This window comes from Marinitenerispora sediminis, assembly GCF_003336425.1.
Lineage (GTDB): Bacteria > Actinomycetota > Actinomycetes > Streptosporangiales > Streptosporangiaceae > Marinitenerispora > Marinitenerispora sediminis.
On record NZ_QEIO01000163.1, the window covers coordinates 1 to 11,294 of the forward strand.

Sequence of the window (11,294 nt, forward strand, 5' to 3'; positions counted from 1 at the left end):
GCCCCCGCCCGCGCGGCCGCACCGCGCCGGCCGGCACCTCCCACTGGCACCGCCTGGCAGGAGACCGCAGTGACCCTGATCAGCAAACCCGGAACCGACTGGACCTCCGTCTACCGACAGTGCCGCGAGGCGGCCCCCGAGGCGTTCGGCGCCGACCGCGCCCTCAACCACTGGGGCGGCCGGTGGCGCGCCGACGGCGAGCCGCGGCCGGCGTTCTCCCCGGTCGACGGCTCGCAGATCGCCGGGCCGCCCATGGTGGGCGCGGAGATCGCCGCGGCCGCGGTCGCCGCCGCGGCCGCCGAGCACCGGCGCTGGCGCCGGGTGCCGCTCGCCGAGCGCCGCCGGCGGGTCGCCGCCGCCCTCGACGCCTGGGAGGAGCACCGCGACCTGCTCGCCCTGGCGCTCGTCTGGGAGATCGGCAAGCCGTGGCGGCTGGCCTGCCAGGACGTCGACCGCGCGATCTCGGGCGTCCGCTGGTACCTGGACGAGATCGACGGCATGCTGCGCGGCCGCACACCGCTGGACGGCCCGGTCAGCAACATCGCGAGCTGGAACTATCCCATGAGCGTGCTCGCGCACGCCATGTGCGTCCAGGCGCTGGCGGGCAACGCCGCCATCGCCAAGACCCCCACCGACGGCGGCCTGGTGTGCCTCACCCTCGCGGTCGCCCTGGCGGTCCGCGAGGGACTGCCGTTCACCCTGGTCAGCGGCGGCGGCCGCGACCTGTCCCCGGTCCTGGTGCGCGGCGCCGAGATCGGCTGCGTCTCCTTCGTCGGCGGCCGGGACGCCGGAGGCCAGGTCGCGACCGCGCTCGCCGACCTCGGCCGCCGGCACGTCCTGGAGCAGGAGGGGCTGAACTGCTGGGGCGTGTGGGAGTTCAGCGACTGGGACACCTTCGCCGGCCAGGTCCGCCGCACCTTCGACTACGGCAAGCAGCGCTGCACCGCCTACCCGCGCTTCGTCGTGCAGCGCGACCTGTTCGACGCGTTCCTCGCCGCCTACCTGCCGGCCGTGTCGTCGGTGCGCTTCGGGCACCCGCTCGCCGTGTCCGGCCCGGACGAGGACCTGCCGGAACTCGACTTCGGGCCGCTGATCAACGCCGCCAAGGCCAAGGAGCTCCGGGACCAGGTCGCGCACGCCGTCGCCCGCGGGGCCATCCCGCTCTACCGGGGCTCCCTGGACGGCGGCCGCTTCCTGCCGGGCCAGAACACCGACGCCTACCTGGCACCGGTCACCCTGCTGGAGCCGCCGCGCTCCTCTCCGCTGTTCCACGCCGAACCGTTCGGCCCGGTCGACTCGATCGTGCTGGTGGACACCGAGGCCGAGCTGCTCGCCGCCATGAACGCGAGCAACGGCGCGCTGGTCGGCAGCGTGTCCTGCGACGACGAGGACACCGCGCGCCGGATCGCCGCGGGCGTACGCGCGTTCAAGGTCGGCGTCAACGCGCCGCGCTCCCGCGGCGACCGGGCGGAGCTGTTCGGCGGCTGGGGCGACTCCTGGCGCGGCGCGTTCGTCGGCGGCCACCTGCTCGTGCACGCGGTCACCGCCGGGGGCCCGGAGGAACGCCCGCCGGGCAACTTCCCCGAGTACACGCTGCGGCCGTCGCCCGCCGCGCTCTGAACCGGGGGCGGGGTGATGCGCCCGGTCCTCGCGGGGCCGCTGCTCACGGGGCCGGCCGCCGGGCTCGCCTCCGGCGGCGGCCCCGACCTGCTCTCCGGTGCCGAGCGCGCGGCGGGGTACCTGGCACTGGCGTGGCCGCTGCTGCTCGCCGGGCTGCTGGTCGCCGCCGCGGTCGACGCGCTGGCGCCGCGGGCCCCGATCGCGCGGCTGCTCGGCGACGGGCGGCGGCCGTACCGGTCCGCGCTGGCCGGGGCGCTGCTCGGGGCGGCCGCGCCGCTGTGCGCGGGCGGGGCGGCGCCGGTCGCGGTGGCGCTGCGCCGGCGAGGAGCGCCGCTCGCGGGGGCGGTGGCGTTCTGGGCGGCCGGACCGCTGCTCAATCCGGCCGCCCTCGCGCTCTGCCTGGCGGTGCTGCCGTGGCCGTGGGCGCTCGCCCGCGCCGGCGCCGGCCTGCTGGTGGTGCTGCTCGTGGCCGGCTACGCCCGCCGCGCGGCGCCGGAGGCCAGGGCGGAGGAGCCCGCCCGCCGGCCGCCCGCCCCTCCGGCGCTCGCCGCCCGGAGGTTCGGGCGCAGCCTGGCCCGGCTCGTCCGCACCACGGTGCCCGACTACCTGCTCCTGCTGCTCGCGGTCGCGATCGCCGGCACGTGGCTGGACGGGGCCTCCTGGGCGGGCCACCCGCTCGCCGGCCCGCTCGTCGCGGCCGCCGCTGGCACGCTGCTCGCCGTTCCGTGGGGCGGCGAGATCGCGACGGCCGCGGCCCTGAGCGCCTCGGGGGCGCCCGGAGCCGCCGCGGCGGCCCTGGTGGCGCTCCCGGTCCTCGGCCTGCCCGCGCTGGCCGCGGTCCGCGCGATCGTGCCGCCCCGCCACCTCGCGCTCCTCACCGCCGCCGTCGCGGCAACGGCGGCGGCAGCGGGGGCGACAGTGGGCCTGGCCGCGTGAGTCGGCCCGCTCACCGCCGCGCGCGGAGGTGGGCCGGGCACGGTGCTTGGGCGGCGGCTCCCGGCGCCGGGAGCCCGCGGCGCGCGGCAGCGGGGGAGGCGGGGCCGGTCCGGCCGGGACGCCCCGGCCCCGGAGTCCGGGCGGCCGCCGCGCGGCGGCGGGACGCCGCTCCGCCACATGTCCGAGGTCAGTCGAGGTTCCACAGCAGCGCGTCGCCGTCGGCTCCGCCGGTGGCGAGCGTGCCGCCGTCCGGGCTGAACGCCACGGCCCGCACGTCGTCCTCGTGCCCGGCGAAAGTGGCGACCTCCTCGCCGGTGCCGGTGTCCCAGACCCGGGCGGTTCCGTCCTGGCTCCCGGTGGCGAGCCTGGCGCCGTCGGGGCTGACCGCCACCGAGAGCACCCACCCGAGGTCGTCCGCGGTGAAGGTGCGGATCTCGTCCGCGGTGTTGGTGTTCCAGAGCCGCGCGAAGCCGAGGCTGCCGGTGGCGAGCCTGGTTCCGTAGGGGCTGAACGCGACGGAGTGCACCCAGTCGACGTCGGGCCCGGTGAGGGTGGTGACTTCCTCGCCGGTGCCGGTGTCCCAGACCCGGGCGGTGTCGTCCTGGCTGCCGGTGGCGAGCCTGGTTCCGTAGGGGCTGAACGCGACGGAGTGCACGTAGGTGCCGTGGCCGGTGAGGGTGGTGATCTCCTCCCCGGTGGCGGTGTCCCACAGCCGCGCGGTGGTGTCGGCGCTGCCGGTGGCGAGCACGGCGCCGTCCGGGCTGAACGCCACCGAGAGCACGTCGCGCGCGGGGGTCGAGTCGCCCTCGTACACCCTCTCGTCGGGCAGGTCATGTCCGGCGAAGGCCGCGGTCTCCTCCCCGGTGCGGACGTCCCACAGGCGCGGGACGCCGTCGTCGCCGCCGGTCGCGAGCCTGGTGCCGCCCGGGCTGAACGCCACGGCGTTCACCGGACTACCGTGGCCGCCGAGGGCGGTGATCTCCTCACCGGTGGCGGTGTCCCACAACCGGACGGCGGCGTCGTCACCGGCGGTGGCGAGCACGGTGCCGTCGGGGCTGAACGCCACGCTGGTCACACTGCCCTCGTGGCCGGCGAGCCTGATGTCGGGGCGGTAGCGGCTCCACGCGATCGGCAGGGCGAGGAGGACCACGAGGCCGACGACCGCGGGGAGGACCCACGCCCTCCTCCGCCGCCTGGGAGCCCGGGCAGGCGCCGCCGGACCGGTCCGCCGCGGGGGTTCGTCCTCGTCGGCCCGGGCGGTCTCCATGGCGGTCCGCGCTGGAGGCGCCGTGGCCTCGGTGCCGGTGGTTCCGCCACCGCCGGGCGGGGGCCAGGAGTGGTGCGGGTCGAGCGCTTCGAAGCGCGCGAGGATCTGGTCGGGGGTGGGCCGCCGGGCGGGGTCGTGGTTCCAGCAGGCGGCGACCAGCTCGCGGATGGCGGGGTCGGGGCCGCCGGGGTCCGGCGGCGGGCTGATGAGGCGGCGCACGGTTCCCGCCATGGCGGGCGCGTTGAACGGGTTGCTGCCCGTGGCGGCGTAGGCGAGCACGGTCCCGAGGGAGAACACGTCCGAGGCCGGGCCGACGCGGGAGCCGTCGGTCTGCTCGGGGGACATGTAGGGCAGCGTCCCGAAGACCGCTCCGAGCGTGGTCATGCTGTCGGCGTCCAGCGGGCGGGCGATGCCGAAGTCGATGATGCGGGGCCCGTCGTGGGCCAGGATGACGTTCCCCGGTTTGAGGTCGCGGTGGACCAGGTCGCAGGCGTGGACCGCCCGGAGCCCCTCGGCGAGTCCGGCGGCCAGGACGTGCAGGGCGGGTGGAGCGAGGGGGCCGTGGTCGCGGACCGCCTCGTGCAGGGTCGGGCCGGGGATGTAGGCGGTGGCGATCCAGGGGGAGTCGGCGTCGGGGTCGGCGTCGACGATCTGGGCGGTGTGGAACCCGCCGACCCGGCGGGCCGCCTCGGCCTCGCGGGCGAAGCGGGCGCGGAAGCCGCTCTCCTGCGCGAGCTCCGGCCGGACGACCTTGATGACGAGCTGCCGCCCGGACGCCGTCCGCGCGAGGTAGAGCTGGCCCATGCCCCCCGAGCCCAGGCGGGCACTCAGCCGGTAGCCGCCGATGCGCGGCGGATCGGACGGGCGCAGCGGCTCCACATCGCCATCCTCCCGCCGTGGCGCGCGGGGACGGCGGGGGCCCGGCCCGTCGCGCACTCCTCCCGGCCGCGGCCGGCAGAGCTCCCTCACCATAACCGCGCCCAGCCGCCGGCGCACCTCGCGCTGCACCGGACCGCCCGGGGCAGCGGGGCGGAGCGCCGGGGCCGGCGGACCCGGTACGCACGCGGCTCCGTGCGGCACCCCTCGACAGGGTCCCGGCCCGGACAGGGCGGAGGTTCCGCGGCGCCGTGGACGGCGGCGGACCCGCCGGGCGCTCGAAAGGCGGATCCGCCGCCGCCCGCTCAGCTCGTCCGGGCCTCCTCCAGTTCCTGGAGCAGGCGCCGCTTGGACCTGGTGCCCACCATGGAGCGCACCGGCTCGCCGTCGCGGAAGACGAGCATGCGCGGGACCGACAGCACGCCGTAGGCGGTCGCCGTGCGAGGATTGGCGTCCACGTCGAGCTGGACGACCCTGGTCCGCCCGGCCTCCTGCGCGGCGACCTCGCGCAGCACCGGGGCCAGCGCCCGGCAGGGCGGGCACCAGTCGGCGGTGAACTCCACCAGCACCGCTCCGTCCGCCTTCAGGACCTCCTCGGCGAAGGTCGCGTCGGTCACCTCGGCCACGCCCGTGGTCTCGGTCATCGTCATCCTCTCAACTGGCAGCGCGGCTCGGGCTCGGGCGGGGCTTGCGCCTCGGCCTGCGCCAGCCGCGCACTCACCTGGGCGCGCACCTCCCGCAGCCGGTCCAGCAGCGCGTCGAGTTCGGCGAGCTTGTCCCGGTAGACCTCCAGGGACGCCGGACAGGAGTCCCCGGACGGATGCCCCGCCCGCAGGCACTCCACGAAGGGCCGGGTCTCCTCCAGGCCGAACCCGAAGTCCTGCAGCGTGCGGATCTGCTCCACCAGCCGCAGGTCGTCGTCGCCGTACACGCGGTAGCCGTTGACCGATCGGCGGGCCGGGAGCAGGCCCCGGGACTCGTAGTACCGCAGAGTCCGGGTGCTGGTCCCCGCCCGCTTCGCGAGTTCACCGATGCGCATGGCCACGACGCTAGACCTTGACGCTGACGTCAACGCAACGGGCCGCCGCTCCCGCGGCGGCCCGGCTGCGATCTACGTCGTCAAGGCGCTTCTCCGTGCTGTCCCGCCTGTGCCGCGGTCGTCCACGCCTTCTCCCGCAGCAGGCGCAGCCCGTTCAGCGCCACCAGGATCGTGGACCCCTCGTGCCCGGCCACGCCCAGCGGCAGCGGCAGGGTGCCGACGATGTCCCAGGTGACCAGGACCACGATCACGGTGCCGGCGATGACCAGGTTGGCGATGACCAGCCGGCGCGCCCGGCGGGCCAGGGCGACGACGGCCGGGACGGCCGGCAGCTCGTCGCGCACGACGACCGCGTCGGCGGTCTCCAGCGCGACGTCGGACCCGGCGCCGCCCATCGCGATGCCGGCGTGCGCGGCGGCCAGCGCCGGTGCGTCGTTGACGCCGTCGCCCACCACCACGACGCGCTCGCCGCGCTCGGCCAGCGCGCGCACCGCGGCCACCTTGTCCTCGGGAAGCAGCCCGGCGCGCACGTCGGTGATGCCGACCTCCTCGGCCACCCGCCGGGCGGACCGCGGGTTGTCACCGGTGAGCAGAACGGGCGGCGCCGAGGTGAGGGCGGCGCAGCCGCGCACCGCGGCGGCGGCGTCGGCGCGCACCGTGTCGCGGATCCCGAGCACGGCCACCGGGGCGCCGTCGCGGAGCACCGTCACGGCCGTGTGCCCGCGCGCCTCGACCTCGGCGATCGCCGCCGCGGTCGCGGGGTGGCCGGCGGCGTCGGGAGCGAGCCGCTCCAGGGCTCCCACGTCGACCCGGTGCCCCTCCACCGTGGCGGTCACACCCCGGCCCGGCCGTGCGGCGAACCCCGACGCCGGCGGGAGGACGGCGCCGGTCGCGGCCGCGGCCGCCACCACCGCGCCCGCGAGCGGGTGCTCGCTGCCGCGCTCCACCGCGGCGGCCAGCCGCAGGACCTCGGCCTCGGAGAGAGCGCCCGGAGCGGTCACCCGGACCTCGGCGACGGCGGGCCGGCCCTCGGTGAGGGTGCCGGTCTTGTCCAGCGCGACGACGGAGGTGTCGGCCAGGCGCTCCAGCACCACGGCGTTCTTCACGAGCACGCCGTGCCGGCCGGCGTTGGCCATGGCGGCGAGCAGCGGCGGCATGGTGGCGAGCACGACCGCGCACGGCGAGGCGACGATCATGAACGTCATGGCGCGCAGCAGCGCCGACTCCAGGTCGGCGCCGAACAGCAGCGGCACCGTGAACAGCGCGATCGTGGCGGCGACCACGCCCACCGAGTAGCGCTGCTCGAAGCGCTCGATGAACAGCTGGGTCCGGGCCTTGGTCGCGGAGGCGCGCTCCACCATGGCGACGATCCGGGCCACCACGCTGTCATGCGCCGGGCGGCCCACCCGCACCCGCAGCGTCCCGGAGCCGTTCATGGTGCCGGCGAACACCTCGTCGCCCGCGAACTTGGCCACCGGCATCGCCTCGCCGGTGATGGTGGCCTGGTCCACCTCGCTGCCCCCGTCGAGGACCTCGCCGTCGGCGGCGATCCGCTCGCCCGGCCGGACCAGCAGTTCGTCACCGACGGCGAGGTCGACGGCCGCGACCGGCTCCTCGCCGCCGTCCGGCAGCAGCCGGGTGCCGCGCTCGGGGGCCAGCGCGAGCAGGCCGCGCACGGAGTCCTCGGTGCGGCGGGTGGCCAGCGCCTCCAGCGCGCCGGACGTGGCGAAGATGATGATGAGCAGCGCACCGTCGAAGACCTGCCCGATCGCGGCGGCGCCGGCGGCCGCCACGACCATGAGCAGGTCCACGTCCAGTGACCGTTCGCGCAGCGCGCACAGGCCCGCCCACGCGGGTTCCCAGCCACCCGCGGCGTAGCAGGCCAGGTAGAGCGACCAGTACAGCCACGCGGGCGCGCCGGCGGCGTGCGCGGCCGCCGCGACGGCGAACAGCGCGAGGGCGGCGGCCGCCCAGCGCGCTTCGGCGAGCGCGAACAGCGGGGTGCGGTGGCGGGGGAGCGGCGCGCCGCGGCCGGGTGCCCGGCGCTCGCCGGCCACGGAGGTGGTCATGGAGTCCTCCCAGAGGGTCGACCGGTGAACGCGACACACGATACACGCTTATATGAAGATGTCTTCATGCGTTCATTATGGGAGGTGCGGCGGGGCCGCCGCGCCGTGCTCGGTGCTCACCTACCATGGACGCCATGGGGCACAAGGCGGCGAACGCGGACGGTACGGCCTCGCGCGGCGGGAACGGGTCCGCGGAGGCCGCCGGGCCGGCGCGCCTGGACGCGGCCGGCGCCGCGAAGGTCGCCGAGACGCTGCAGGCCCTGGCCGCTCCGAGCCGGCTGCTGATCCTCACCGCGCTGCGCGGCGGTCCGCGGACCGTGGGGGAGATCGTCGACGCGGTGCGCCTGTCGCAGTCCGCGGTCTCCCACCAGTTGCGGCTGCTGCGCACGCTCGGCCTGGTCACCGCCACCCGCGACGGGCGCAGCGTCAGCTACGCGCTGTACGACCACCACGTCGCGGAGCTGCTGGACCAGGCCGTCTACCACACCGAGCACCTGCGGCTCGGGCTGGTCGACCGCTGACTCCGGCCCTCGCGCCGCGGGGCGCCGGAGGCGGGGAGGGGCTCGCGGCCGGGGTGTGCCGGCGGCGGGCCGGCGCGGATCCGGGGTCGGTGGATCGGGACACTCGCGCGGCACGCGCGGTTCCGCGGGGTACCCCTGGTCTATAGTGACGCTGTGCAGTCGTTCAGGTACGTAGAGTCACGTGCCGACGGGGTGACCCACCGAGGTCGTGTGGAGCGGACCACCACGCGGATCTTCCGCAACGCCTGGGAGGCGCTCGCGCCGCCCGACCTGGGCACATGGGAGCCGCGGCTCAGCGTCAGCGTGGTGATCCCCGCCCGGGGGGACCAGCAGGAGCTCGACCTCGCGCTGGCCGCGCTCGCCGCGCAGACCTATCCGGCGCACCTGCTGGAGGTGGTCGTGGTGGATGACCACTCCCGCGCACCGCTGCGGTTGCCCGCACGGCGCCCGGCCAACTGCCGGGTCGAGCGGGCGCCCCTCACCGGCATCGGCGCCGGGCACGCCCGCGCCTACGGGGCCCACGTCACTTCCGGCGAGATCATCTGCTGGCTCGACCCCGACGTCGTCACTGACCCGTGGCACGTCGAGGCGCACGCGCGCTGGCAGCACCTGCACCCGGAGTGCGTCACCCTCGGCCAGGTCGGGTTCCCGGTGCGGCGTCCGCGGACCCCCGAGGAGGTCGTGCGGCTGATCGGGGACGGGGACCTGGGGGAGTCGCTCGGCGAGGCGCGCGGCCATCCGTGGGTACGGCGGGTGCTGGAGCGCACCGACGACCTGCGTGACGCCGACCACCTCGGATTCCACGCCCACGTGGGCGTGTCGGCGGCGCTGCGCCGCTCGCTGTACGAGGCCGCCGGCGGCGTGGACCCCTCGCTCACCCTCGGCCAGGACACCGAGTTCGGCTACCGGCTGTGGCAGGCGGGCGGGGTGTTCCTCCCGGAGCCGCGGGCGCGCGGCTGGCACGTCGGCGTGGGCTCCTCGGCCCGCACCCGGGTGCCGTCACCGCGGTTCCGGCACGCCGTGCTCGCCGACCTGATGCCGCACCCGCGCTGCTTCCGCGACGCCGACGGCGGCGGCCGCGGCCGCAGGGTGCCGCTGGTGCGGGTCGTGGTCGAGGTGGCGGGTGCCCGCTACGAGCTGGTCCGGGCGTGCGTGGACCGCGTACTCGACGGCACCGAGCGCGACCTGGCGGTCACCCTTGTGGCCGACTGGGAGAACGCCGCCGGGTCGGACACCGCGGACCCCGCCGACCCCCGGCCGGACCCCCGCCTGGAACTGCGCCTGATCCAGGCCAACTACCTGGGCGATCCGCGGGTCGCCTTCGCGCCGCACGCGCCGCGTACCGGCTTCCCCGCGCCGTACCTGCTGGAGCTGCCGGTGGGTGTGGGCGTGGGCCCCGACACGGTGGGCCGCCTGGTGGCCAGGGCCGAGCGCGCCCGCGCCGGGCTGACCGAGCTCACCGTCCCGGACGCCGGTGGCATGCCGGGGCTGCGCCTGTGGCGGACCCGCGCGTTGGCCCGCGCGCTCCGGGTCCGCGGGGCGCATGAGCCGCTCGCCGACGCGGTGGCCGAGGTGCACGGCCGGTTCCGGGTAGAGGCGGCGGAGCAGGAGCTGACCGACCTGGCCGCCCTGCCGGTGGAGGAGCTGCGCGTCGCGGTGTGGTCGAGCGCGGACGGTGCGGACGGCTCGGCCGGCAGCGCCGGGGCCGCGGGCGGGACCGGCGAGCCGGACACCCGCCCGGAGGAGGCCGACGGTGCGGGGACGGGACGGTTCCGCGGCCTGGCACGCGCGGTGGGCCGGGCACTCCGGCCGCCGCGCGGTCGGCGGCGCCGCGGGCAGGGGGGCACCGAGGAGGCCGCGGCCTGACGAGAGGCTCCGGGCCGGCGCGCCCTCGCCGCGGGCCGCGAGGGCGGCGGCCGGCGCGGCGGCCCCGGAGGCCGCGAGGGCGGCGGCCGCGTCCGGTGTCCGCCCGGGAGGTGATCGGTGGCGGGGAGCCCGAGCGCGCCGCGCGCGACGTGCGTGCGGGCGTTCGGTGCACCGGCCGAGCGGCGCCCCGCAGCGGCCCGCGGTCCGCGGTCGCGCGTCCGGGAGTGAGGGAGCCACGTGTTGCTCGCCCGCGGTCGCCGCGCGCCCGTGCGCCCATGCGCCTGGCGGGTGCCGAACGCGCCGGCGGCGCGGGCCGCCGGGGACGGATGCCGGCCGCCGTCCGGAAGCGGACGGGCCGCGCCACGGTGGGCCGGGCGTCCTCGTCGCGGGACCGGTCTCGTCGGGCCGGGCGGTGGCCGCGGTCGCCACCCCTGCTCACGGTCGGGTGCCGGCGGCCCGCTCCGCTGACCGCGCACGGGAGCGCAGCGGGGAGAGCCAGGCGAGGACCACGCCCACCGCCAGGATCGCGAGCCCGATCGACAGACCGCCGCGCGGACTCGCCGACGTCACCGCGACCGCGCCGGCCAGCGCGGCCCCCAGGGGCTGGCCCAGTCCCCACGACAGCATGCGCGCCGTCGTGTTGACCCGGGACTGGAGGTGGTCCGGGCTGACCTGCTGGCGGTAGCTGACGGCGTTGATGACCACGACGCTGTAGGCGGCCCCCCACAGGGCCCCGGCCGCGGTCGCCGCCAGCCAGTGCCCGCTCAGCACCACCAGCAGGCCGCACAGCAGCGAGGCCGGCAGCGCGCCGAGGGCGACGCGCGGCGCGCCGAAGCGGTCGCTGAGCCGGGGCGCCAGCCAGCTGGCGGCGAGCGCGCCCACGCCCCAGCAGCTGAAGAGCGCCGCGAGCCGCGGGTCACCGGACGCGGCGACGCCCAGCGTCCGGTCGGACCAGGGGACGAGCATCGCCACCCACGCACCGCTGGCCGCGGAGTGGGTGGCCCCCACCAGGGTCAGGGTGCGCACGACCGGGTCGGTGAAGAGGAAGCGCAGGCCGGCCCCGATGTCGGCCGCCATACCGCGCACGGCCGGGCGGGGGG

Annotated in this window: 9 protein-coding genes; 4 read left to right on the plus strand and 5 right to left on the minus strand. The window is 77.4% G+C overall.

Going from position 1 to position 11,294, the window contains the following annotated elements; all coding sequences use genetic code 11:
- Positions 1-69: 69 nt before the first annotated feature.
- Both DEF28_RS22865 and DEF28_RS22870 read left to right on the plus strand, forming a co-directional pair.
- Entirely contained in the window at positions 70-1,620 is a 1,551-nt protein-coding gene (locus DEF28_RS22865) for an aldehyde dehydrogenase family protein (protein WP_114400799.1), read from the plus strand.
- Between the two features lie 15 nt (positions 1,621-1,635).
- Positions 1,636-2,556, plus strand: coding sequence for a permease (locus tag DEF28_RS22870; protein WP_114400798.1), 921 nt, complete (start codon positions 1,636-1,638; stop codon positions 2,554-2,556).
- A 187-nt stretch (positions 2,557-2,743) separates the two neighbouring features.
- On the opposite strand, the gene DEF28_RS22875 is transcribed toward DEF28_RS22870, so the two are convergent.
- The 4 genes from DEF28_RS22875 to DEF28_RS22890 form a co-directional block, all read right to left on the minus strand.
- Entirely contained in the window at positions 2,744-4,702 is a 1,959-nt protein-coding gene (locus DEF28_RS22875; protein ID WP_114446222.1) for a WD40 repeat domain-containing serine/threonine protein kinase, read from the minus strand.
- 302 nt (positions 4,703-5,004) lie between these two features.
- Positions 5,005-5,343 carry a thioredoxin family protein gene (locus DEF28_RS22880; protein ID WP_309485854.1) on the minus strand — a complete coding sequence of 113 codons (339 nt, stop codon included), beginning with the start codon at positions 5,341-5,343 and terminating at the stop codon, positions 5,005-5,007.
- Between the two features lie 2 nt (positions 5,344-5,345).
- Positions 5,346-5,738 carry a MerR family transcriptional regulator gene (locus DEF28_RS22885; protein WP_114400458.1) on the minus strand — a complete coding sequence of 131 codons (393 nt, stop codon included), beginning with the start codon at positions 5,736-5,738 and terminating at the stop codon, positions 5,346-5,348.
- Between the two features lie 80 nt (positions 5,739-5,818).
- Positions 5,819-7,807, minus strand: coding sequence for a heavy metal translocating P-type ATPase (locus DEF28_RS22890; RefSeq protein ID WP_114400455.1), 1,989 nt, complete (start codon positions 7,805-7,807; stop codon positions 5,819-5,821).
- 134 nt (positions 7,808-7,941) lie between these two features.
- On the opposite strand from DEF28_RS22890, the gene DEF28_RS22895 reads away from it, so the two are divergent.
- A complete protein-coding gene (locus tag DEF28_RS22895) occupies positions 7,942-8,328 on the plus strand; it encodes an ArsR/SmtB family transcription factor (protein WP_114400457.1) in 387 nt (128 codons plus the stop codon).
- Between the two features lie 210 nt (positions 8,329-8,538).
- Positions 8,539-10,194, plus strand: a complete 1,656-nt coding sequence (locus tag DEF28_RS22900) for a glycosyltransferase (protein ID WP_181874439.1) — start codon at positions 8,539-8,541, stop codon at positions 10,192-10,194.
- 435 nt (positions 10,195-10,629) lie between these two features.
- Here DEF28_RS22900 and DEF28_RS22905 read toward each other — a convergent pair.
- On the minus strand, positions 10,630-11,294 hold a 665-nt coding region (locus DEF28_RS22905), incomplete at its 5' end, for an MFS transporter (RefSeq protein WP_114446223.1).